General features: G+C 44.4%; 24 protein-coding genes. 9 read left to right on the top strand and 15 right to left on the bottom strand.

The annotated features are described in order from the left end of the window. Positions 1-2 precede the first annotated feature (2 nt). Together dprA and AO382_RS05285 are read left to right on the top strand one after the other, a co-directional pair. Complete coding sequence (dprA, locus tag AO382_RS05280; protein ID WP_064618760.1) at positions 3-1,247, top strand: DNA-processing protein DprA; 1,245 nt, start codon at positions 3-5, stop codon at positions 1,245-1,247. Then, on the top strand, positions 1,234-1,848 hold the full coding sequence (locus AO382_RS05285; RefSeq protein WP_064618762.1) for an L-threonylcarbamoyladenylate synthase: 615 nt from the start codon (positions 1,234-1,236) through the stop codon (positions 1,846-1,848). Before dprA ends, AO382_RS05285 begins: the two co-directional genes overlap by 14 nt. A gap of 72 nt (positions 1,849-1,920) precedes the next feature. Here AO382_RS05285 and AO382_RS05290 read toward each other — a convergent pair whose 3' ends face one another. The 3 genes from AO382_RS05290 to AO382_RS05300 all read right to left on the bottom strand — a co-directional run bounded on the left by AO382_RS05290 (position 1,921) and on the right by AO382_RS05300 (position 4,792). Then, positions 1,921-2,181, bottom strand: a complete 261-nt coding sequence (locus tag AO382_RS05290; protein ID WP_064618764.1) for a GlsB/YeaQ/YmgE family stress response membrane protein — start codon at positions 2,179-2,181, stop codon at positions 1,921-1,923. A 163-nt stretch (positions 2,182-2,344) separates the two neighbouring features. After that, positions 2,345-3,439, bottom strand: coding sequence for a bifunctional 3,4-dihydroxy-2-butanone-4-phosphate synthase/GTP cyclohydrolase II (gene ribBA, locus AO382_RS05295; protein ID WP_064618766.1), 1,095 nt, complete (start codon positions 3,437-3,439; stop codon positions 2,345-2,347). A gap of 114 nt (positions 3,440-3,553) precedes the next feature. Next, positions 3,554-4,792: a replication-associated recombination protein A gene (locus AO382_RS05300; protein ID WP_064618768.1), complete on the bottom strand. Its 1,239-nt coding sequence runs from the start codon at positions 4,790-4,792 to the stop codon at positions 3,554-3,556. 95 nt (positions 4,793-4,887) lie between these two features. On the opposite strand from AO382_RS05300, the gene AO382_RS05305 reads away from it, so the two are divergent. Beyond that, positions 4,888-5,379, top strand: a complete 492-nt coding sequence (locus AO382_RS05305) for a type IV secretion protein Rhs (RefSeq protein WP_227513636.1) — start codon at positions 4,888-4,890, stop codon at positions 5,377-5,379. Positions 5,380-5,397: 18 nt separating this feature from the next. On the opposite strand, the gene AO382_RS05310 is transcribed toward AO382_RS05305, so the two are convergent. Next, a complete protein-coding gene (locus AO382_RS05310; protein ID WP_064618770.1) occupies positions 5,398-6,768 on the bottom strand; it encodes a deoxyguanosinetriphosphate triphosphohydrolase in 1,371 nt (456 codons plus the stop codon). 13 nt (positions 6,769-6,781) lie between these two features. Further along, entirely contained in the window at positions 6,782-7,387 is a 606-nt protein-coding gene (locus AO382_RS05315; RefSeq protein ID WP_064610202.1) for a class I SAM-dependent methyltransferase, read from the bottom strand. A 232-nt stretch (positions 7,388-7,619) separates the two neighbouring features. On the opposite strand from AO382_RS05315, the gene AO382_RS05320 reads away from it, so the two are divergent. Continuing rightward, on the top strand, positions 7,620-9,404 hold the full coding sequence (locus AO382_RS05320) for a DUF389 domain-containing protein (protein WP_064618772.1): 1,785 nt from the start codon (positions 7,620-7,622) through the stop codon (positions 9,402-9,404). Positions 9,405-9,499: 95 nt separating this feature from the next. On the opposite strand, the gene prpF is transcribed toward AO382_RS05320, so the two are convergent. Both prpF and AO382_RS05330 read right to left on the bottom strand, forming a co-directional pair. After that, complete coding sequence (gene prpF / locus AO382_RS05325; RefSeq protein ID WP_064618774.1) at positions 9,500-10,666, bottom strand: 2-methylaconitate cis-trans isomerase PrpF; 1,167 nt, start codon at positions 10,664-10,666, stop codon at positions 9,500-9,502. 26 nt (positions 10,667-10,692) lie between these two features. After that, the gene (locus AO382_RS05330) at positions 10,693-11,493 is read right to left on the bottom strand and encodes a cation transporter (protein ID WP_064618776.1); all 801 of its coding nucleotides are present in this window, start codon (positions 11,491-11,493) and stop codon (positions 10,693-10,695) included. 386 nt (positions 11,494-11,879) lie between these two features. Here AO382_RS05330 and AO382_RS05335 point away from each other — a divergent pair, with 386 nt between their 5' ends. The 5 genes from AO382_RS05335 to AO382_RS05355 all read left to right on the top strand — a co-directional run bounded on the left by AO382_RS05335 (position 11,880) and on the right by AO382_RS05355 (position 16,234). Further along, on the top strand, positions 11,880-13,247 hold the full coding sequence (locus tag AO382_RS05335; protein WP_064618778.1) for an amidase family protein: 1,368 nt from the start codon (positions 11,880-11,882) through the stop codon (positions 13,245-13,247). Between the two features lie 149 nt (positions 13,248-13,396). After that, on the top strand, positions 13,397-14,242 hold the full coding sequence (locus AO382_RS05340) for a polysaccharide deacetylase family protein (RefSeq protein WP_264753399.1): 846 nt from the start codon (positions 13,397-13,399) through the stop codon (positions 14,240-14,242). 70 nt (positions 14,243-14,312) lie between these two features. Beyond that, positions 14,313-14,615, top strand: a complete 303-nt coding sequence (locus tag AO382_RS05345) for a hypothetical protein (protein WP_064618780.1) — start codon at positions 14,313-14,315, stop codon at positions 14,613-14,615. Further along, positions 14,612-15,574 carry a CobW family GTP-binding protein gene (locus AO382_RS05350; RefSeq protein ID WP_064618783.1) on the top strand — a complete coding sequence of 321 codons (963 nt, stop codon included), beginning with the start codon at positions 14,612-14,614 and terminating at the stop codon, positions 15,572-15,574. The genes AO382_RS05345 and AO382_RS05350 overlap by 4 nt, the downstream gene beginning before the upstream one ends. A gap of 198 nt (positions 15,575-15,772) precedes the next feature. After that, on the top strand, positions 15,773-16,234 hold the full coding sequence (locus AO382_RS05355) for a hypothetical protein (protein WP_064618786.1): 462 nt from the start codon (positions 15,773-15,775) through the stop codon (positions 16,232-16,234). A 43-nt stretch (positions 16,235-16,277) separates the two neighbouring features. On the opposite strand, the gene acnD is transcribed toward AO382_RS05355, so the two are convergent. The 8 genes from acnD to prpB all read right to left on the bottom strand — a co-directional run bounded on the left by acnD (position 16,278) and on the right by prpB (position 24,595). Continuing rightward, positions 16,278-18,869, bottom strand: a complete 2,592-nt coding sequence (gene acnD, locus AO382_RS05360) for a Fe/S-dependent 2-methylisocitrate dehydratase AcnD (RefSeq protein WP_064618788.1) — start codon at positions 18,867-18,869, stop codon at positions 16,278-16,280. A gap of 24 nt (positions 18,870-18,893) precedes the next feature. Further along, positions 18,894-19,247, bottom strand: coding sequence for a hypothetical protein (locus tag AO382_RS05365; RefSeq protein ID WP_064618790.1), 354 nt, complete (start codon positions 19,245-19,247; stop codon positions 18,894-18,896). Between the two features lie 50 nt (positions 19,248-19,297). Then, positions 19,298-20,068, bottom strand: coding sequence for a trans-aconitate 2-methyltransferase (gene tam / locus AO382_RS05370; RefSeq protein WP_064618792.1), 771 nt, complete (start codon positions 20,066-20,068; stop codon positions 19,298-19,300). A gap of 32 nt (positions 20,069-20,100) precedes the next feature. Then, a complete protein-coding gene (locus AO382_RS05375; protein WP_064618794.1) occupies positions 20,101-20,703 on the bottom strand; it encodes a hypothetical protein in 603 nt (200 codons plus the stop codon). Between the two features lie 198 nt (positions 20,704-20,901). Next, on the bottom strand, positions 20,902-21,414 hold the full coding sequence (locus AO382_RS05380; protein WP_147286452.1) for a hypothetical protein: 513 nt from the start codon (positions 21,412-21,414) through the stop codon (positions 20,902-20,904). A gap of 100 nt (positions 21,415-21,514) precedes the next feature. Next, a complete protein-coding gene (prpC, locus tag AO382_RS05385; RefSeq protein ID WP_064610758.1) occupies positions 21,515-22,666 on the bottom strand; it encodes a 2-methylcitrate synthase in 1,152 nt (383 codons plus the stop codon). Positions 22,667-22,791: 125 nt separating this feature from the next. Then, positions 22,792-23,565: a sulfite exporter TauE/SafE family protein gene (locus AO382_RS05390; protein ID WP_064610768.1), complete on the bottom strand. Its 774-nt coding sequence runs from the start codon at positions 23,563-23,565 to the stop codon at positions 22,792-22,794. Positions 23,566-23,704: 139 nt separating this feature from the next. After that, entirely contained in the window at positions 23,705-24,595 is an 891-nt protein-coding gene (gene prpB, locus AO382_RS05395) for a methylisocitrate lyase (protein WP_064618799.1), read from the bottom strand. Positions 24,596-24,823: the final 228 nt, after the last annotated feature.

Genomic DNA, 24,823 nt, shown 5'->3' on the forward strand with positions numbered 1-24,823 from the left:
TAATGAGCTATTTATCGCTAACACCTGAGCAATCAATGCTTGCACTTTGGTATGTGACCAATACTTCATTGATTTCATATTATAAGCTTGTCAATCATTGTGGCGATGCAGCATCTGCATTAAGCCAAAATCAGTCTGTTTGGAAATCGCTTGGCATCCATGCGGCGCATATTAAGCGTTGGCAGGATGTCAACGATGTTTTGGCTTTTCTTGATAAGGTTCACCATGATGTAGAACCTAAGATGTATGGCATTGTATATGTCAGTGATGAAGATTATCCAGAAACACTAAAAAGTATTTATGACCCACCGCCAGTACTATTTTATCGTGGTAATTTGATACGCCTTAAAGACCGTCAGATTGCCATCGTGGGCAGTCGATCGCCGACTGAGACTGCGCAAAAAATCACCTTTGATTTGGCACAATACCTTGTTCAGTCAGGATATACCGTCACCAGTGGTCTGGCGCAGGGCGTGGATAAACAAGCACATCTGGGTGCTCTTTCTCAATTACCTGTTTTATCTGGGCGTACTGTTGGCGTTATGGGAACGGGCATCGATGTGTGCTATCCGCGCAATCATAATGCGCTTTTTGCCCAGATCATCGAAGATGGTGGCTGCTTGGTCAGCGAGCTTTTGCCTGCCACACCAGCCAGTAAGCATACTTTTCCTCGTCGCAATCGTTTGGTGGCAGGGCTGTCACTTGCCACGGTCGTTACGGAAGCGGCGCTTCAAAGTGGCTCTTTGATTACGGCTCGTCTCTCAGCAGAACAAGGCAAACAGGTTTTTGCCATACCAAGCCACATTCACAATCCTAATGCTGAAGGTTGCCTGCATCTGATTCGTGAAGGGGCGACACTGATATACCATCCTGATCAAATTTTGGAAGATCTAAGTCAGCAGGATCAAGAGTTTTTTAATGCTTTACCAAAAAGCTTTAGCCAAGGTATGTCAATATTTAGTGAAGAGTCAAGTAAGTTTAATACTCATCCATCTCACGCACCTGATACAAATACCTTGGCAAGTCTAAACTCTAAGACAGCCACTCATCACTTACAATCTGCAAGTCATAGTACTGGTGTGCCAGAGCATTTGGCGGATTTGTACGCTTTGATGAATGAGCCTTGTGATTTGGATCAGCTTGTTATTAGCAGCCAAAAAGAGACTGGCAGTCTATTGGCAGAACTGATGGAGCTTGAGATATTAGGCTTGATCAAGCAGGTAGGGGGACGCTATGGCAGGGTCTAAACCAATTTTTATGGCTGATGAGCTGGATTTGGCTGCCAGTTATTTGCAGGCAGGCGGTGTGCTGGCATATCCTAGCGAAAGCGTTTGGGGGCTTGGCTGTGATGCACTCAATGCTGACGCCATTCATCAAGTCATCAATCTTAAACATCGTGATATTGGTAAGGGTTTGATTGTACTGACAGATGTAGCCGAACGCTTAAAATCGTTAATTGATGTTTCACATGAAACCTCTTTAATTGATTATATGCAAACATTCTCGGATGAGTTTACGCAGCAGCATTCCCGCGCCTTGACATGGCTTGTGCCTATTAAACCGTCGGCATTACCTTCAGCGCTGATCGGTGCATATGACACTCTGGCGGTGCGCATCACCACACATCCTTTATTAAAGGATTTATGCCAAGCCTTGATCTCACCTGCTAACCCTTATGGCTTTTTGGTATCAACCAGCTGTAATCCTTCTGGGCAAGCGCCCGCCCAAAATTTGGCACAAGCGATGGAATATTTTGGGGATCAAATCGCTTACTTAGATACCGATGGTTTGGGCTTTGATCAGCCAAGCTGTATTAAGGATCTGTTAACAGGCGATATCTTAAGATAGATAAGTAAGTCATGAGGCTCAGCCTAAAATGAAAAAGCACCCATAAGGTGCTTTTTCGCTGAACATCCAGGGTTATTTTAAACGGCGTTTTCCGACCAAAATTTCATAAATAAATAATAAAATCATCGCGCCGATCACAGAAAAGATCAAATAACTAAACCCTGATTGGGCGTTCACACCCACAAAGTCGGCGATAAATGCACCCACATAAGCACCGGCAACGCCTAAAATCATGGTCAGTATCCAGCCCATGCCATCGGCACCAGGCTTAATTGCTCGCGCCAATAACCCCACAACAAAACCTACAATTAATACCCAAATCATTGAAAACATTGCCATTTCCTTAATTATAATAATTACTCTGACAACCATTATAGCGATTACTGCCAGCAAAATGGTTTATAATCCTGTAAATGAAGTATAGCGTGTGTGAGTATTCTTACTCAAGCTTATCAAAAAACAGCCCTGTATCTTAGGGCTGTTTGATAAAGACAGGTTATTTATCTACCGTTTCGACCACATTCAAATCAAAACCTGATAGGGCATTGAATTTGATAGGGCTTGATAATAAACGCATGTCCTTAACGCCTAAGTGTTTGAGAATCTGCGCACCAACGCCAATGGTCTGATAAGGTGCACGGCGATTTGTCGAAGTTGCCGACTGTTTATCCTTTAGTGCCTCAAACCCATCACCAAGATTGAGCGCATCATCATGACCAATCCACACCAGCACACCATGATCAGCCGTGGCGATTTTTGCCAGTGCATTTTGGATATTCCAGCGGCTGCCACTGGTATGAATCCCAAATAAGTCTTTCATGGGCGAAAAGCTATGTACGCGCACTGTGCTGACGCCGCCAGTAGGCTTACCTTTAACAAATGCCAAATGAACATCGTCTGAGCCAAACTCACTGAAACGATATGCGGTAAAATCCCCATGCTCGGTTTGGATGGGAAAATGCTCAACTTCGCTGACGGTTTGTTCGGTTGCCATACGATATTGAATCAAATCAGCGATGGTACCAATTTTTAGCCCATGCTCTTTGGCAAACGCTTCCAAATCATCACGGCGTGCCATCTCGCCATCAGGTTTGATGATTTCAACAATCACCGAGGCAGGCTCAAGTCCTGCTAGGCGTGCCAAATCACAGCCTGCTTCGGTATGACCTGCACGATGTAACACACCGCCTTTTTTTGCCATAATAGGGAAAATATGACCTGGTTGGACGATGTCGGTTGGTTTGGCGTTAGCTGCGATGGCAGCTTGGACAGTACGCGCACGATCAGATGCCGAGATACCTGTCGTCACCCCTTCGGCAGCTTCGATGGATAGGGTGAAATTGGTACTGAATTTTGCACCATTTTTATCACTCATCAAAGGCAAATCAAGCTGCTGACAGCGTGCTTCGGTTAAGGTTAGGCACACCAAACCTCGTGCGTGTGTGATCATAAAGTTGATCGCCTCAGGCGTGATATGATTTGCCGCCATGATAAGATCGCCTTCGTTTTCACGGTCTTCGTCATCCATTAAGATGACCATTTTTCCTGCTTTGATGTCTTCGATGATTTCAGGAATAGTATTTAAAGCCATAATATTCTCTTGTTGGGATTTGGGTTATCTTAGCATATTTGCCATCAACATGGGGGCGGATTTAATTTTATAAAGGTATTAAGCATTTCAGATAGCGTGGATGGCATTTGGTTTTTAGGTTTTTAGCCAATTGATAAAAGCAAAATTGGCTTGCTCTTTTTGGTTATCAGCAAATTCATAAAACCGTGTACCTATCAGTGCATCAGGTAGGTACTGCTGTGGGTGATAGTGATTGGGATAATCGTGCGGATAGATATAGCCTACGCCATAGCCTTCAGTTTGCATAAGCTTGGTGATACCGTTGCGTAAATGTAGTGGTACGGGCGATTGATCGGTTTCGGCAAGCTTTAAGGCACGATTGATGGCGTTGTAGCTTGAATTTGACTTAGGACTATTTGCCAAATAAATAATCACCTGCCCTAAAATAATGCGTGCCTCAGGCATGCCAATGGACTGAACTGAGCGTAGTCCAGCATCTGCCAGTAGCAGTGCATTGGGATTGGCAAGTCCGATGTCTTCACTTGCCAAGATGACAAGCCGCCTTGCGACAAATGCAGGATCCTCGCCTGCCGCCAAAATCCGAGCCATCCAGTACACCGCTGCATCTGCATCCGAGCCACGCACGGATTTGATCATAGCAGAGATAAGGTCATAATGCCCATCACCTGATTTATCATAGCGTACCAAGGGCTGACCTGCCACAGCAGCAACAGAAGCATTATCGATGATAATTGGCTCAGGTGCTGCTGCCACAAGTTCAAGTAAATTTAGTGCACGCCTGCCATCGCCTTGGGATAGGTCAATGAGTGCTGCTAAATCATTAATTTGAATATCTTTGGTTTTTAGTAAGGTGTCTTGTCGTATTGCACGCACAATGAGTGCGTAAATCTCATCATCATTTAAAGGTTTAAGTTTATATACCTGACAGCGTGACAGTAGAGCATTATTGACGCTAAAAGAAGGGTTTTCGGTAGTTGCACCAATCAAAGTAATCTCACCTGTCTCAACTGCTTGTAACAAAGCATCTTGCTGAGCTTTATTAAATCGATGAATCTCATCGACAAAGACGACAGGTGGCTCATGAAATAGCCCGTCGTCAGATCTAAGCACCTCTCTGAGCTCTTTGACGCCGCTGCTGACTGCTGATAAGGGGCGAAACGGACGACCAACAGCATCAGCCAGTAGCATGGCAAGCGTCGTTTTACCAATCCCTGCTGATCCATGCAAAATCAAAGATGGCAAAAACCCTTGGCGTACGATATTAAAAATCGGTGCTCCCTCACCAAGTAAGTGGGTTTGACCAATGACAGCATCAAGCGTGGTTGGACGCATGCGTTCGGCAAGAGGTTTCATAAAAGTATCTTTATTGGGCTGGGTTTGTTGGATTTGGATTGGTTTTATGCTATTTTAGCACAAAATCAATCCCATTTTGATGGTCATTTATGAAGATGAGCTGCCCATATTGTTATTCTGCCAAATCTCGCCCTCTAAGTTTCGGTGAGCGGCAAATGGCGATCAGCGTATTTGGCGATGCACTTAAATTAGATGATATTCGTCTAAAGACCGCATGGTGGGTTATCCAAGGCTATGCCGTCTCACCTAATGGTCATGTGTATTTTCATCCTAAAGATTTTTGTGAGGATTTTTCAGCTCAACACTTGATGAAGCGTGCTTGGCTTATTCATGAGCTGGTACATGTGTGGCAGGTACAACAAGGCATTGGGGTGTTTTGGCGTGCGATTTTGAGCCGCCGCTATCGATATCGGTGGATACAAGGAAAGGCATTTTTAAGATATGGTATTGAGCAGCAAGCACGCATGGTTGAGGATTTTTATATACGCCGTGAATGTGGCAAAGACTGCGATAAATGGTATGAATGCGTACCCTTTTTAAAATCTGACCTAAATGACATGCACAAACAAGCTGATACACAAGCTTAATTCATCTGATTAAATGGATTAAAAATTCAAGCCATGATCGTGCCCCATGCTCACCCCTGAGATATCTTTGGCAAGTCGCGCGGCGGTATTGTCGGTGAGTCCACAAATAAAATCAAGCACCATCATATAGTCCTCATAAAGCGAGCGCTTGTTTTGAGTGTCAAAGCCGATGAGACTCAGCGCTAAGGCATACTTGGTTTGGGTTTTTTGATTTTGATGATGTGCATAGACCGCAGGAATTAATAAATCCAAAATGGAGCTTAAGCAACCAAAGGCGGCGATTTCAGTGGCAATTTTACTGTCATGACGAAAGATTTTATTGGCGGCAAGCTGCTTGGCATCTTGCAGGGTTTTTTTGATGGCGTCGTCGCTAACCGCCAACAAATCTTTATCCGTGAACTTGCCCATCATCAGTGCATCATGATGCTGCATAAAGGCATGGCTGACGCTTTCGATGGCTTTACCAATCGTCACACCGCGCATGGCACCGCAGCGCTGTTCAGGATTGGGGATGTTTTTAAGCTTATCGATGCCGTCGATGTTTTGCACGGTTTTATAAAAATCTTCGATATCAATCAGCCCCATCTCCACCGCATCTTCAAGATCAAGCAGTGCATAGCAAATGTCATCAGCTGCCTCCATGAGATATGACAGCGGATGGCGTGCCCAATGATCCTCACCAAGCTTGGGTAGACCAAGCTTGGTGGCAATTTGGCGAACCAATGGCATCTCACTTTGATAAAAATTAAATTTGCCGCCATCAGAGCGAGGATTACTACTCTCCCAAGGATATTTGAGCAAGGCACCGACGCTAGCAGCAGTCAGGCGCATACCGCCTTGATTTTGGTGCATCTCAAGACGCAGCACGGTGCGCAAGCTGTGGGCGTTACCTTCATAAGTACAAATATCGCAGCGCTGCTTATCGTCATCCAGTGCGTCCAAATAAATACGGTGCTTTGGGTCATTAAACCACTCTCTGAGCACCGCCTCGCCAGTATGACCAAAAGGAGGATTGCCCAAATCGTGGGCAAGACAAGCCACCTGCACGACTGTGCCGATGTTGCTTGGGCTGTAGCCATGAGGTAATAAATTGGCGGACTGTAGGGCGGCGCCCACCATATTACCAATGCTGCGTCCGACGCTTGCCACCTCAACGCTGTGGGTCAGCCGATTGTGCGTGTGGTCTGAGATGGCAAAAGGATGGACTTGCGTTTTGCGCCCAAGCCTACGAAACGCACGACTAAACACCACCCTGTCATAATCCACATGAAAGCTGCTGCGAATGCTGTCCATGTCGCCAGTGGTTTTTGGGAGAATCTCGCCATTGATGACACTATAGCGTGTCGTTGATAGCCTATCTTGCCAATCTTGAGCGCTGACGGTGGTCATAATATCCCTTTGATTATTCCTTGACCGCCATGGTCACAGTATAGGTTTTGCCTTGCTTGATTTTATCGGCATTGCCAAAAACCTCGGTAAAAGAACGCTTCATAAAATCACGCAATCCATTGATGGTTACAACATAAAATCTACCGCCACTTGTCATGGCATTGTAAGCATCAAGTAAGTATAAATAGTGCTGTTCTTTGCTGGCTTTGGCGGGCAAATTACTCATGACTAAGCTAAATTGGCGAGATTTATCCACATGATAAAAACCATTAGAAAGCATCACCTCAGCATTACTAAGCCCATTATTTTTACAATTAAGTTTGGCGTATTCTATGGCGACAAAATCTTTATCAATCAATAAATGATGACCCTTTGGGCATTCACGCGCCGCCGTCATGCCAAGTACGCCATAGCCACAGCCAAGGTCAATGGAGTTATCTTGTGTTTGAAAATCAATATAATCTAATAACATCAAGCTGCCATCATCTAATTTTTCAGGGCTAAAAATCCCCCAAGTACTGGTAAAGTTAAAGGGTTTGCCCAGCACCTCTTGAGAAAATTGAATATCATGCCGCCACTGTTTGGATTTGGTCAGCAGTTCAGGGTTAATTTGGTGCATGGTGTACTCGTGAGTTAATAGATAAAATGGCATTCACAAATAAGGCAGATTGTAGCATATTTTAATCATAAAACGCTACTGGTGTTATCTGCCGCTGATGCGATTGATGGTTTGGGGTGATTGTTTCACCGAATTTTTAGCCATGCTTGATTATAATGGTTTATAATAGTAAGTAATACTCATGACTTATACCAACTTATCTTAGCATATCTTTAAAATCAGATTTTTTATCATGACAACACCAAAGCCCATTGTATCACCGCATGTCAACATTGATTTGTCGTTATTGATTTTTTATCAGCCACCGATTGAAAAACTCACCAATCATCTGCTAACTCAGCCTGCCATGTACGCCCAGCTTCTGGCAAAAAAGCAGGTACAAGAGCAACAAAAACAGTCCAATAATGAAACCAAGGACGGCGATGATGGTATTACGCTTACCGAAGAAGATATTGAAAATTTGGTTGAGCAAGGATTTAGTGAAGAAACCATCGAAAGCGTCTCAAAGGCAGTCAATAAACAGCTAAGCAAGAATGCAAATGATGATGCCAAGCAAGATGATCATACTGATGATAATCTGCCCAAAGGTGATGATGCCAATCAGACACACTCAAAAATAAAGCCAATCACCAAAAAGAGCAGCACGCCCAATGATTTTGCCCATACCTCAAGCCCAAATCAAAGCAAAGCTCACAAGTTGGCTCAAAACCCGTCACATCCTGCCAAAACCGATGATACTAAATCTCATGTTGCTCACGCTTTAGCACAGTCAGCTGATGCATCTGTGGCTAAGATTGCAGAAAGTTTGGATAATGATATTCATGAGGCAGTAGAAAAACAGCTCAAAGAACAACAAGAACAGCAAGAGCAACAATACGAAGCATTTAAACAATATCTTGCCAAGAAAAACAGCGAAACAGCCATCGACTATCGCCAAATTCGGATTGATATTGAATCTGGAGCATTACCGACACGCCATTTTTATTTGATGAATGGTTTATCGGCTGTGATTGCAGGGTTTGGGCTATTAGCAAATTCACCTGCGGTGGTGATTGGTGCGATGTTAATTGCGATGCTGATAGGCCCGATCAGCGGCATTGCTTTGGCGATTATTGATGCTCGCTTGGCTTTACTTAAAAAATCACTGTTAACCTTATTGTCTGGCGGTGCGTTGATTTATGCCATTGGTGTACTGCTTGGCTTTTTATATCCCGATCAAGCTGCAAGCCAAGAGATTATTGCCCGAACTGCCCCGAATACGATGGATGTTTTTGTGGCATTGGCAGGTGGCGTGGCAGGGGCGTATGCGTTGATTTCTCGTAATTTATCGGTTGCCGTGGTTGGCGTGGCAGTCGCAACAGCACTTGTCCCTCCGTTGACTGCCAGCGGGATATTGCTTGCCACAGGACATTATCAATTGGCATTAGGGGCATTGATACTAACTTTGACCAATATTTTGGCGATTCAGTTTACCAATGCTTTAGTGCTTTGGGCGGTGGGGTTTCGCCGACTGGATATTGATGAAAGCGAAGATGAAACAGTCAAAGATTCACGATGGCAACAAAACTGGTTATTCATTCGCCGCAATATAGTCACTTTGATTTTATTGATTGGGCTAAGTGTGTATTTGACGCTTGATTTTCAGCAACGCATTCGTCAAAAAAGCTATGAAAAGGCAGTTATTGAGGTTGTTCAGCAACAAATCCAATACCAGCCTAGCTATGTTGTCAGTAGTGATTTTGGTGTGGTGGAAAAAGGTCAAAATAATAAAGCTTCTGCTGATAGCTATATGATTCGAGTATTGTTGCAAGGGCTGATTGCACCGAGCCATCAGGATATTTCGCAGATGGAGCAAAACATTCAAACCATAACAACCGAGCGTTATCCCAAACGCTCGCCAATTAAATTGCAAGTGCGATTTGTACCAGAGCAAGTGATTGAAACCACCCCAGTCAGTAAAGCGGATGTGAAGCTTGATGATGCCTCAATCAGTCAATTAGAAGAAAATAAGAATTAGGATAAATAAGCGTTGTCTTTGTGTTGTTTTTAAACAGTCATATTTTATGACTAACGCCAAAGCGAGGCACGCTCTAGCCTTAATATCCAAACTTATCAAAAACTATCCACAGGCACCCACACTTCACCGGTCATCAGACGGCGAGCAGAGCGGCTCATGGAGACTTTTTTGGCGAGCCATTTGCCGTCCACATATTCAGACTGACCGCCCACCGTCAGCGTGCCTGACGGATGTCCAAAGCATACTTCGCTCATGTTCTTACCGCCTGCGGCTTGATTGACCACTGTTCCCACGATGGTCGCCGCCGTGCCAATCGCCACGCTTGCCGTTCCCATCATCGCATGGTGTAGCTGCCCCATGCTCATCGCTCGTGCCAAAAGATTGACTTCACTTGCTTTCACCTGTTTACCGCTAGACGCTGTATAGTCGGCAGGAGATGCCACCCAAGCGATTTTGGGTGTGTGCTGGCGTGTTTGGGCTTCTTTGATATCACTAATCAAGCCCATTTGCACTGCCCCATAGGCACGCACTTTTTCTAATTTGGCTAACAGCTCGCTGTCGCCATTGATGTCTTTTTGTAATTCTGTACCAGTAAAGCCCAAATCACGAGCGTGCAAAAATATAGTGGGAATGCCTGCATTGATCAAGGTAACCTCAAACTCACCCATCTCAGGCACGACTAAGCGGTCGGTCAAATTACCGGTGGGGAACATATCGCCGTCGCTATCCACAGGGTCAATAAACTCAATCTTCACTTCTGCGGCAGGGAAAGTTACGCCGTCTAGCTCAAAATCGCCAGTTTCTTGTACTTGACCATTGGTGATGGGTACATGGGCGATGATGGTCTTGCCGATATTTTCTTGCCAAATACGCACCACGCAGACGCCATTGTCAGGGATGTGATCAGCATCCACCAAGCCATTGGCGATGGCAAAGGCACCGACCGCACCGGTTAGATTGCCACAGTTGCCCGACCAGTCAATCATCGGCTTATCAATCGCCACCTGCCCAAACAAATAATCGACATCGTGGTCAGCATGGTCTGACTTGGACAAAATCACCACTTTGGACGTACTCGATGAGCCATTGCCCAGTCCGTCAATTTGCTTGCCGTAGGGGTCAGGACTGCCAACCACACGCAATAAAAAGCTGTCTCGTGCCTGCCCCGCCACTTGGCAACGCTCGGGCAGATCGGATAATTTAAAAAATGTACCTTTGGAAGTACCACCACGCATGTAGGTGGCTTTGACTGATGTTTGCATAAAAACTCCTTTGCTGGTGAAATGAATTATTTTGCCAATTTTAAAATATTTCTGGCACCAAATAGTACAATGACAAAGATAATCATGCCAATGATTAAATCAGGATAGCTAGAATGAGTCAATAACGTCAATGCTCCCGCCGCTATCACACCGATATTGATGATAATGTCATTGGATGTAAAAATCATGCTGGCTTTGATATGGATTTCTTTATTTTGATTTTTGCTCAGTAGATATAAGCACAGCCAGTTTGCAATCAATGCCAAAAATGCCGTGCCAATCATCAGTTGATAATTGGGCAGCTGCTCAGTACCGATAAAACGCCTAATCACTTCTATCACCCCAAATAACGCCAATATTATCTGCGTTATCCCCGCCAAAAATGCCACACGTTTTTTATACGCCAGCGTCATACCAATGGCTGATAGCGCCAATATATAGACAAAGCTGTCCGCCAGCATATCTAGACTATCAGCAATCAGCCCCATAGAATTAGCAAAAATACCAACCGAACACTCTATGATAAAAAACACAAAGTTAATCATGAGCACTTGATATAATAATCTTTTTTCTAAGCGCTCATCAGGCTTATTAAACACTATCTTATCAACAATCACTTCGGTGGAAATGATATGACTATCAAAATTAAGCGGTTCAAGTACTTGTAAAATCGTTGTATCTTGATTATCGTGATAGACGGTTAAGCACCGCCCAGCAATATCAAACTGTAATTCATAAATATCAGATACATCTTTTAAACGCATGCGAATGAGCTGCTCTTCGGACGGGCAGTCCATTTTAGCAATGTTAAAAATGGTCTTTTTCATCTATTTAGTTCCTTGTTTTGATCAGGTTGGCTCAAATAAATCTGTGTTTATATTGCTGCTTGGTAATTTTTGGATGGTTTGAGTAAATTGATTAGGTTAAAATTTACCTTTGGAAGTACCGCCACGCATGTAGGTGGCACGGGTAGGGGTTTGAGAGATGAAGGTTTTCATACATATCCTTTAATATATACTAATATTTTTTAACTAATTTTTTGACTTTTTCAACATTATTTAAAGTATAATACAATATCTAATTACTTTTATAAACTTAATATACTAATTTTTATTTTAGAGCCCAACAAAATCTATTCTTAATCAAGCTAACCTTTGTAATTTCACGCAAATTTAAGATCAGGATTGGCAAAATAAATTTTTATTGGAATGTTATGAATATTATTCCTCATGCACACTTGACTGCCTTGCAGCTATCACGTCTATATCAAGCAGGTACGACAACGCCCAGTCAAGTCATCTCAGACATCTATAAGCACATAGACATTGCTCCTCATACCTTTATTTCTTTAACCCAAAATCGTGCCATTATGCAAGCACAACAAGCGACCGAACGCTGGCAGGCAGGCTATCCTTTGTCTATCTTTGATGGCATACCTATTGCCTACAAGGATTTGTTTGATATTAAAGGAACCATCACTACTGCAGGATCGCTCACTCGTCAAGATGCTTTCGTTGCCAAGCACGATGCTGCCCAAGTTGCTAAATTGACTCGCATGGGACTTGTCGGCATTGGCAAAACCAACTTAAGCGAATATGCCTACTCTGGATTAGGATTGAACCCCCACTATGGTACGCCTCTCAATACGGTAAATCCTAAGCATATCCCAGGCGGTTCATCATCAGGCTCAGCAACTGCTGTAGGCAGTGGGCTTGTACCTGTGGCAATGGGGACGGATTCCGCAGGTTCCATTCGAATTCCATCCGCATTTAATGGCTTAGTTGGTCATCGTGCTAGCACACATCGCTATGACATGACAGGTATATTTCCACTGGCACACTCGGTGGATACTACAGGAGGGATAACTAAAGATGCAGCAGATAGCTACCTTATGGACGAGCTATTACTTGGTTGTGATACATCGGCGTGGCTCGATGCTGATTACAGACCAAGTTTTATGGATAGTACTCAGCCGACATTTTATGTTGATACATGCTTGGTATCTGATTGTGATGATGATGTGCTAGATAATTTTTATACTTTTATAAATAAGCTTAGATACCAAGGCTTTCGTGTCATAGAGAAGCCTTTTGATACACTTAAACAAGTCTTAACTTTGATTGACAGTGGGCATTGGATTGGTGTTGCTGAAGCTTACACACTACACGCCGAATTACTATCAAGTCAAAAAATATCACTAATGGATCAACGGGTCTATGCCAGACTTATGAAGGGTAAAGATATACCTGCCAGTACACAGATACAGATTTATAAAGCCAAATATGTATACCAAAAACTTATCGCCAGAGAACTTGGCGCAGGCCTGCTATTATTGCCAACCGTTGCTCACGTCGCTCCACAGATTGCTCCACTAGAAACAGATAGTGAGTTATTTGCCCAAGCTAATCTGGCAGCCCTTAGGCTCACCATGATAGGTAGCTTTTTGGATTTGGCAGTAGTTGCTATGCCTTCAGGCTTAGGAAATTATGGGCTACCTACATCAGTGAGCATCTTAGGTTTGACAGGTACAGATAAACAAGTCTTGCAAAGCGCCTATAAAATAGCTTATGATAGCTTGTAAGTGTGCAAGGTGCCACTACCTAAGCAGCTGTGGCTATTTTGTCTCATTTATACCAATATGGTTTGCAGTTAGAATGATCAACGTCAGGATACTATTAGTATAGGAGAAATATCATGGCAAAAGAAATATTTGTCTCTATAGGTGTGGATGTGGACGCTGTAGCAGGTTGGTTGGGCTCTTATGGTGGTGAAGACTCACCTGATGACATCTCTCGTGGTATGTTTGCAGGTGAAGTTGGTACACCTCGATTACTTGATCTCTTTGCAAAGTATAATTTGATGACCACTTGGTTTATACCAGGACATTCCGTAGAGACCTTTCCTAAGCAGATGGCAGAAGTTGTCAAAGCGGGTCATGAGATTGGTATTCATGGTTATAGCCATGAAAATCCCATCGCCATGACTCGTGAGCAAGAGCAGGCTGTACTAGACAAATCGTTTGATTTAATAACCGAATTAGCAGGAAAAGCACCTCGGGGTTATGTGGCACCATGGTGGGAGTTTAGTAATGTAACTAATGAGCTACTTTTACAAAAGGGCATCAAATACGATCACAGCCTAATGCACAATGACTTTACTCCTTACTATGTACGTGTCGGTGATAAATGGACTAAGATTGATTATAGTCAGCATCCTGAAACATGGATGAAACCGTTAGAACGTGGTATCGAGACTGATTTAATTGAAATTCCTGCTAGTTGGTATTTAGACGATTTGCCACCGATGATGTTTATTAAAAAATCACCTAACTCACATGGTTTTGTCAATCCACGTCATCTAGAAGAGATGTGGCGTGATCAATTTGACTGGGTCTATGCTAATATGGACTATGCAGTATTCCCTATCACCATACACCCTGATGTGTCTGGACGTCCACAAGTGCTCCTAATGCTTGAACGCTTGATAAAACATATCAGCTCACATGATGGGGTTAAATTCGTGACCATGAATGAAATCGCTGACGACTTTGCTAGACGCTCGCCTCGTAGCAAATAGTAATGCTCAAACAAGCCCTATGACTCAAGGGCTTGTTTTTTAAATTTCTTATAAAATTTTAGGTAAAACTATGTGTGGATTATGTGGTCTTATCGCCGAAAGAACTGACTGGACTGATACCTTTACAAGTGAAATACCTAAGCGACAGGCACGTTATAAACGGCTCGCTCTTATTAATCAAATTGTCAAGCCTTACCATGTTCAAGTTAGTGATATACAAGGGTTGAATTATTTGGTACAAAACCTGACAGGTAAGCAAGCTATTGCCAATGGCTTGAGCGAACTGTGGGAACAGATTGAGGATGTAACGTCTCGCCCATTGGATGTGCTGAATAATGATTATTTAAAGCAAATTAAATTAGAGCTATCATGACGGATGTACGCGTCCCTATACATGTCATCACAGGATTTTTAGGCAGTGGTAAGACCACTTTTATTCAGCGTATCCTGGCTCATGATAATTCAAATAACACACTAATACTCATTAATGAGCTTGGTGAAATTGGGCTTGATAATCTATTGGTTAAACCTATTGCTGATAATACATTCCTACTGCCATCTGGCTGTATGTGTTGTGCTGTACTTAGCGATGTCAAAGAAACATTACTCAGTATAACGAGCGAGGTAATGAAAGGCAATATTCAGCCCTTTGACAAAATCATCATTGAGACTACAGGGCTTGCTAATCCTGCCTCTATTCTAAGCACACTTACTCAAGATACACATTTAAAGGGTATGTTTTCCTTGCATGGTATGACATGTGTAATTGATGGCGAGTTGGCACTTGATCAAGCGGATGCTCAACCTGAGTGGCTCACGCAAGTCGTCGCAAGCCACCAGCTAGTCTTATCTAAAAAAGACATAATCACCGCTGCCCAGGCACGTGCCGTCAAAGAATATATTGCCCGCATACATCAAGCAAGCTGGATCAATATTGATGAATTTGTCAATATGACGTTACTATTCGCTACTGATTTATCGCTATGCCAGCAAACAAATCGCTTTTTTCTACCCAGCCAAATCAGTCGACACCAATCAGTGCAGACAGGTGTGATCAGTTTTTATCAGCCTGTAGATTGGATGCGTTTTGGGTTATGGCTTCATCTACTATTACATCGACATGGTGAGTCTATTTTACGTATTAAAGGCATGCTTTATCTTAAAGATACAGAATTACCTATTGTTCTAAACGGTGTACAGCACTGTCTTTATCCCCCTGAGCATCTCGATAAGCCGCTTTGGGAAGATAGTATCTCTCGGTTAGTGTTCATAACCAGAGATTTACCCATCTCCCAAATCCAAAAGTCAGCACAGGTGTTTATGAATGAGTAATAAGTGCACTGTTTTCGCTATTATGCTTTAAAAGATCTAAGGTTTGCGCATTTGGCTATCCATAAAATATTTGTAGATTGCTTATCAAAATCTTTGGATTTATTGAATTCTAAATAATTTATTTTATCTACAGAGATAAATTTAATTATTATAAATATATAGCAATAAATTATCTGCCAACTGGTTAGAGTGTTTTATATGCTAAATAAAGGTATTTTGAGTGTTATTGTGATGACAATATTGGGTTGTAGTCAGTCCGATATTGAACAATTAAAAACGCCAACTGATACCCATTCAAATCATCAGCAAGCGGTTATTGCTCCACCAACTCAAAAAGAACCATTTGTTTTTGTTGCTCATTTCTTTAAGCGAGATGAGGTTGGCAATACCGCCCTTTATACAGGTATTCTCAATGAAAAAAATGGCTGTTTATATATTGATGACTGTTTGATTTTGGTTACTGGTGTTTATGTCAAATGGCAAAATCAGCCATTTTGGATTGGTAGCCATCACGGTGAAAAATTCAAACTTGGCGACACAGTCAGTGTTGGCGGGTCTGAAACAAATTACACCAAAGATTTCATTGATGATATTAACAATCCAAATTGTGTAGCGGATAAAATCTGGCTAACACTTAGTATTGACAAACCTTTTATTTAATTAAAAAAATGGCGTTAGTGCAGAACTAACGCCATTTTTATGGTTACTTCGCCAAAAACTCCCCTGCAAACTGCTGTAACACTCCGCCTGCCTTATAAGTCTTGACTTCGGCGTCGCTGTCTAGTCGGCAAGTCACAGGCACTTTGATTGTATCGCCATTGGCTTTATTAACCACCAAAGTCAGCTCACCGCGTGGGGCAAGCTCGCCAACCACATCATAGATCTCCGTGCCATCAAGTCCCAACGTGTGGCGAGTCGTACCGTCCTTAAACTGCAACGGCAGCACGCCCATACCAATCAAATTGGTGCGGTGAATCCGTTCAAAGCCTTCTGCCACAATGGCTTCCACACCTGCCAGTCGCACGCCTTTGGCTGCCCAGTCTCGGCTTGACCCTTGTCCGTAGTCTGCCCCTGCGATGATGATGAGTGGCTGTTTGCGGTTCATATAGGTCTCAATCGCTTCCCACATACGCATGACTTCGCCCTCAGGCTCCACACGAGCCAGAGAGCCTTGACGGGTGGTGCCGTCGTCGTTTTTGACCATTTCATTAAACAGCTTGGGGTTGGCAAAGGTGGCACGCTGAGCGGTCAAATGGTCGCCGCGGTGCGTGGCATAGCTGTTAAAGTCTTCTTCGGGCAAACCCATTTTGGCAAGATATTCGCCCGCCGCTGAGCTTGGTAAAATGGCGTTTGACGGCGACAAATGGTCGGTGGTGATGTTATCAGGTAAAATCGCCAAAGGACGCATGCCCTTTAAGGTACGCTCACCAGCGAGCGCCCCTTCCCAGTATGGCGGACGGCGGATGTAGGTGGACATCGGACGCCAGTCATATAGCGGGCTGTCGGCTTTTTGGCTGCGATCAAGGTCAAACATCGGGATATACACTTCACGAAACTGCTCAGGTTTGACGTATTTGCTCACGATGTCGTCAATCTCTTCATCGCTAGGCCAGATGTCAATCAGGCGAATCTCTTTGCCGTCCACCACGCCCAGCACGTCTTTTTCAATGTCAAAGCGAATCGTGCCTGCAATGGCATAAGCGACCACTAGTGGCGGACTTGCCAAAAAGGCTTGCTTGGCATACGGATGAATGCGTCCGTCAAAGTTTCGGTTACCCGATAAGACAGCAGTGGCGTACAAATCACGGTCAATGATTTCTTGCTGAATGTCAGGGTCTAGGGCGCCGCTCATGCCGTTACAAGTGGTGCACGCAAAGGCAACGATACCAAAGCCCAATTTTTCAAGTTCAGGCAATAAATCGGCTTCTTTTAAATACAGCTCAGCCACTTTTGAGCCAGGGGCGAAAGATGATTTGACCCAAGGTTTACGAGTTAAGCCAAGCTCGTTGGCTTTTTTGGCAAGTAGGGCAGCGGCAACGACATTGCGTGGGTTTGAGGTGTTGGTACAAGATGTAATCGCTGCGATAATCACCGCTCCGTCAGGCATCAGTCCGTCGGTGCGGTTTTCTACCACGCCTGCGATGCCTTTGGCTTTTAAGTCAGCCGTTGAGACACGAGCGTGAGGGTTGCTTGGACCTGCGATGTTACGCGTTACGCTGGATAAATCAAAAGTCAGCACACGCTCATACTCGGCACCCACTAGGCTGTCCGCCCACAGTCCTGTGTGTTTGGCATATGCTTCAACCAGTTTGACTTGGCTGTCTTCACGCCCTGTCAGTCTAAGATAATCAATGGTTTGCTGGTCAATGTAAAAAAGTCCTGCCGTCGCTCCGTATTCAGGCGTCATGTTAGAAATGGTGGCTCTATCACCGATGGACAAATCGCTCGCCCCTTCACCAAAAAATTCCACATACGCCCCAACGACACGCTCTTTACGCAAAAATTCGGTCAAGGCAAGCACAATGTCCGTGGCGGTAATGCCCGCCCCGCGTTTGCCTGTCAAATGCACGCCCACAATCTCAGGCAGTCGCATCATGGACGGTAAGCCCAGCATGACGCACTCAGCTTCTAGTCCACCCACGCCCACCGAGATGACGCCCAGTGCGTCGGTGTGCGGCGTGTGGCTGTCTGTGCCGACACAAGTATCAGGGAACGCCACGCCGTCTTTGACTTGCACCACAGGCGACATTTTTTCAAGGTTGATTTGGTGCATGATGCCGTTACCAGCAGGGATGACGTCCACATTTTCAAAGGCGGTCTTAGTCCAGTTGATAAAGTGAAAACGGTCTTCGTTACGACGCTCTTCAATGGCACGGTTTTTGGCAAAAGCGTCAGGGTCATAGCCGCCGCACTCCACCGCCAAAGAGTGGTCCACGATGAGCTGAGTTTGTACCACAGGGTTGACCTTGGATGGGTCGCCCCCTTGCTCAGCGATGGCGTCTCTTAGTCCTGCCAAATCCACCAAAGCGGTCTGACCCAAAATGTCATGGCACACCACACGGCACGGATACCAAGGAAAATCAGATGTCCGCTCACGGTTAATGAGCTGCTTTAAGGCGGTGGTGAGATCATCTTTATCGCTCACTTTACGCACCAACTGCTCGGCTAGGATGCGTGATGTATAAGGCAGCTTGTCATAGGCATCTGGCGTGATGTCATTGATGGCTTGACGAGTGTCAAAATAGTCAAGCTCGGTATTAGGTAAGGGTTTACGGTATTGGCTATTGAATGTCATATTGGCTACTCCGTGGTTAATAACTTAGTTTAGAAAATAAATTTTGCCATAATCTATTGGCACACCTATGGGCAGGGTTGTCTTGCTTTGAGTATTTAGCAGTCTTATTTTTTGCATTGCCAAATCTAACTCGCTTTGCTGATGCGCTAATTCATCAATGATGACAAAAATCGGTGATGAAATTTGATGGATTTTTAATAAAAATTGATGATAAGGCATTAAAACTGTTTGTGATTGCGACAATACATTGTCGCCCATGCGTCCATAAATATAAATCTCACTTTTTGCATCTGCATGAATCAGCTCGTGCTTGTGATATCTGTCTTTACTAATATCATCTATTGGTTGTTTGCTGATGATTAAACTGCATAACGACATATTTAATTTTCTTTGCTCAAATCACGACTAATATTTAAAATTTATGATGTTTAACGCTTTGTCGCCACCACAAACAGCCTTGGCAGTGCCAATAAAATACAGCCATCTGCTTGGGTGGGATAAGCTTGGCTCAGTGCCTGTATGTACTCATCAATAAAGGCTTGCTGTTGGTCATCATCAAGTTTTGCCAAATACGGACGCATTGCCGTACTGCCAAACCACTGGGCAATACTTGCCACACTCGGCAACACGTGATAATAAGTAGCACGCCAAATATCCACGCCACAGCCTGCTTGTGTCAAAATGCCATAATAATCATCAACCCCTAACATCGCAGGACGCACCGCCACATCGGACAGCTTGGCACGCCAGTTGGGGTGCTTAGCAACATCATGCATCAAACGGTGCGATGACTCATTTAAATTATCAGGCATTTGCACTGCCAGCACGCCACCATCTACCAAATTTGCCACCAGCCTAGGTAACAGTTCGTGTTGGTTGGGCGACCACTGTAAAGACGCATTGGCAAAAATCACATCTTGGGGCGTATCTGCCTGCCACTGATGAAAATCAGCTTGGATAAAGTTAACTTGTGGCAATCTGGCTTGGGCGGTTTTGATCATGTCTGGTGAGCTATCCACACCGATGATATGAGCATCTGACCAATTTTTGTACAAAAGTTCGGTGCTATTGGCAGGACCACAGCCCAAATCTGTGATAAAGTGTGCCTGATGATGAGCAATAAAAGCCAGTAGCTCCTTGGCAGGGCGAGTGCGTTCTTGTAAAAATTTCCTGTATTGCTCGGCGTTCCAGTCGTTCATCATCACTCCTATCATCAAATCTAAATCCATCATCAGCGTGGCTGTGTAACTTCATAAAACACCCACTGCGACTGTGCCAAAGGGGCGTTTTGGCATGGTTGCATGGACAAGGTTCGCCAGCGATGGCTTGGGTCAAAGGTGGCATCAGATTCCGCCCCTGCTGTCAAGCAAAGTCCAGAGCCGACAAGCTCAATACGCCCATCATCACGATAGCTAAAGTGCTGTAAATATTGGCTCTCCAAAAACGGACTGCGCTCACCGCACGCCCTTGGCATGACCGCCGCCCCTGCCAAGACGCTTTGATTGATCCCTGCGGCGGTGGCACAGGCGTTATAGGCAGGAAAATGGATTTTGCCATCTGCTTGCCACATGACCGCTTCATCTTCGTACAAACCCGGTTTGCAGTTATACACCGTCATCGGCATATCAAAACGAATGTACTCGCCAGAGCCTAAAATATCCAAACAATAGCCATCATCGTGGTCAAGATTGTCCGCCAAACGCAGCTGCCCAACTTGACCAATCGGCGGCGGTGTGTGCTTGGTTTTGGTTTGGGGCTGTTTGGCACACGCCATCAGGGGTAAAACCAGTGATAACACACACGCCATCAGCACAGGATAAGAAAAAGGTTTCATCAATGCCTCCATACAAAATTAGGCGTGTTTGGTTTGGTGTAGTTGTTCTAATACTAAGACATAGTCAAGGTTGGATTGGGTAGTGGTTTACGGTATTGGCTGTTTAGTTCCATATTGGCTACTCCGTGCTAATTGCGTAATAAAATTCTTAGATAATCGACAATCAACTTGGACTGTTGAATAAGTTGTTTTTACCCTTTAAAATTCTGATGTGCTAATATGACTTGAGGTTAGGTTGCCATCGACTTGCAAAATTAATTGGATTTCATGACCTGAGTATCCATTAGGCTCTTGAGTAAATAAAAAGTTTGTATCGGCTTTTTTGTAAACAGTCTCTTTACCAAAATAATCATCATAGCCAAACCAATCCTTACCTGCAGCGTATTTTAGTTGGTAATCTCCTACGGGAACTGTAGTATCAATGAACTCGCCAGATCGAATAAAATAAGTAGAAACCAAATCTCCTGATATGGAATCAATAAGCTTGATATAGTAATTATGACCATTGTCATCAACAACCACTTTAAATGGTGCAACGCTTTCGCCGTTTGGATGGCTTAGAACACCAGTTTGCGGTAATGGCAAGGGTTCTTGTTCTATCATCTTGGGCTCTTCTTGTGCTACATTCGACTCCACATCTGATTTTGAACAGCCAGATATTGCAATCATAGAAACCGCTATAACGCAGTAGAACCAGTTAAGTGCTTTCATAAAATTTTCCATTGAGAAACTGTATTGAATGTATTTTAAAAGCCACCCAAAATACTTGGGCTTCAGGTGGCTTTTGTCTATGATTCAGGTTAATCAATGATTAACGCTTATCCATCTCCACAAATGCCAAATCATCTGGGCCAGTGTAATTGGCAGACGGACGGATGATTTTGCCGTCTTGACGCTGTTCTAGCACATGAGCTGACCAGCCTGTGGTGCGAGCGATGACAAACAGCGGCGTAAACATGGCGGTTGGCACGCCCATTTTTTGATAGGACACCGCTGAGAACCAGTCAAGATTTGGGAACATCTTTTTCTCATTCCACATCAAGGTCTCCAAGCGTTCGGCGATGTCAAACAGTCGCATATCGCCAGTCTCTGCCGATAGGTCTTTGGCGACTTCTTTGATGACGACATTGCGTGGATCGGACACCGTATAGACAGGATGACCAAAGCCGATGACGATTTCTTTTTTGGCGATACGCTCACGGATGTCAGCTTCGGCATCATCGGCACCCCGATAGCGTTTTTGGATGTCGTACGCCACTTCGTTGGCACCGCCGTGTTTTGGACCTTTGAGCGCCCCGATAGAGCCTGTGATACATGAATAGATATCAGAGCCTGTGCCCGCGATGACACGGCTGGTAAAGGTGGAGGCGTTAAACTCATGCTCAGCATATAAGATGAGCGAGATGTGCATGGCTTTGACATGGGATTCGCTTGGGCGTTTGCCATGCAGCATGTGCAAGAAATGTCCGCCGATGCTGTCTTCTTCGCTCTCTACATTGATGCGTTTGCCATTGTGGCTGTATTGATACCAATAAAGCAGCATAGAGCCAAGAGAAGCGATGAGCTTATCGGCGATGTCTCGGGCTTCTGAGGCAGGCTGGCTTTCACGCTCAGGGAACACACAGCCCAGCATAGATACGCCCGTACGCATGACGTCCATGGGGTGGGTGTGGGCAGGCAGGCTTTCTAGGACTTCAATCACACGAATCGGCAAGCCACGCAAGGATTTTAGCTTGGCTTTATAAGCGGCAAGCTCAGATTTGTTAGGCAAATGACCGTGGATAAGCAAATGGGCAACTTCTTCAAACTCGCAGTGTTTGGCAAGGTCAAGGATGTCATAGCCGCGATAGGACAAGTCATTGCCTGAGCGACCGACGGTACACAAGGCGGTGTTACCAGCTGGCACGCCAGATAAAGCGACGGATTTTTTGGGTTTGAAAGTGGGGGTTTGAGTGTCTGCCATGTTAATCTCCTTATGAATGGCGTTACCGTCAGACGGTGATATGCTGCCAAAGACGATACGTGCTTTGGTGGCGGTTAAATTCTAAGTGTGAATTTTGGGCTATGATCGCCTACAAATTCATATCATCACGCAGTCAGTTGCGCGATCCCTGACTGTCCTATTTTTAGTGCTAATACCAATAAAATACCAAAAATCAGCAGTTTAAATACTGTCGTACTGATGATGGTACGCAGGCGAATACCGCCAAATAAACCAAGCATCGATACAGCGGTTAAGATGATCAGTAGCGCATATTCACCATAACCAAAGGCGCGATATTCACCTTGTAATAAGAATATCTGCACCAGTTTACCCAGTAAGTAGCACAGATTGCTTGCTTTGGCGATGCGGTTTTTGTCATCGGTTTGACTGAATAAAAATATCAGCAAAATCGGCGACATGGCATTGGTTGCACCGCCGACGATGCCAGCAATGAGCCCAAAGGCTGCCATGCTAAGCCGTCCTGTGGGCACTGTCAGCGCACCTATCTTGCCTGTCATCGACAAAAACCCATGCCCAGCATAGTACAGTGTCACTGCCGCCATCATCACATACAGCCAAGCGACTGGCAAAACCAGCAAAAGCTGAACACCGATGATCCCACCGATCACGCTCATCGCCGCAAGCAGTCGATAATGCTGAGCGTAATATCTAAGCTCATCAATCAGCGAGCCTTGATTATTGGTGCACAGCACCAACAAGCTCATGAGCAGGCTGGGTATCGCAACGATGGCGACCGCTTGCGATAGCGGCATCAAAAATGCCAAAGCGCTGGTCGCAATCATCGGAAATCCCATGCCAGTGATTCCGTGTAAGATGGCTGCGACACCAAAAATCAGCGCTTGAAAACTCTCAGACATCGATTGTGCCTTTTGTAAATAAGTGACATTACCCAAATGGCTAATATAGCTTATTTAATTAGCCTTGACCATAAAAATAAAAACTGTTTTTATGATCAAAGCAGCTTAAAATTACCATCAAATCATGGTAAAAATTGGATTACTTTTGACGAAATAGCTCGTCTAATTTTTGTTCAAAAGCATGATAATTTAAGAAATCATAAAGCTCCATGCGCGTCTGCATGGTATCGACGACCGAAGTTTGGACGCCTTCGTCTTTGAGTGTTTGATAGACATTGAGCGCCGCTTTATTCATCGCGCGAAACGCAGACAGCGGATAGAGCACCATGTCCACGCCCACATTAAACAGCTCATCGGTGGTGTATAAATCAGTTTGACCAAATTCGGTCATGTTGGCAAGCACAGGAATATCCAGCACATCGGTAAATTTGCGATACTGATTGATATCTGTCAAGGCTTCGGCAAAAATCATATCCGCGCCTGCTTCTTGGAATGCCACCGCACGCTCAACCGCCGCATCCAAGCCTTCGACAGCCAAGGCGTCCGTACGCGCCATCACCACAAAGTCAGGATCGACTTTGGCGTCCAAAGCCGCTTTTAGGCGATCGATCATTTCTGCTATCGAGACGATTTCTTTATTTGGGCGATGACCGCAGCGTTTTTGGGCGATTTGGTCTTCGATATGCACTGCTGCGACGCCTGCTTTTTCCATTTGTTTGATGGTGTTGGCGATATTGAACGCGCCGCCCCAACCTGTATCAATGTCCACCAATAGCGGCGTATCTACCGCATTGGTGATGCGTGTGGCGTCAGTTAGCACATCATTTAGGCTTGTCATGCCCAAATCAGGCAGACCAAACGAAGCATTGGCAACACCGCCGCCTGATAAATAAATGGCTTTATGCCCAACTTGTGTCGCCATCATGGCGGTATAAGCATTGATGGTACCGACGATTTGTAAGGGTTTGTTGTTGGCTTTTTCGCTAGTGATGGCGTCGCGGAAACGGCGACCAGCAGAAACTTGACTCATATCATTTTCCTTATGCTACTAATCAGTTGTAATCAGATGGCTATGATTATGATAAAATGGCTTTTGTTTAACTATACCCCAATTTTTGTTGGCTGTCAGCAAATACAGTACAAATGTTCAGTAAAATTTAAAAGGGCTCCTTCTTGTATTATGCAAATTATAAATAATAATTTTAATATTTCACATAATTAACCCGAAACTTATTTACAAAACACATAATTTTACCCA

The organism is Moraxella catarrhalis (genome assembly GCF_001656295.1).
In the GTDB taxonomy this organism is placed as follows: domain Bacteria; phylum Pseudomonadota; class Gammaproteobacteria; order Pseudomonadales; family Moraxellaceae; genus Moraxella; species Moraxella veridica.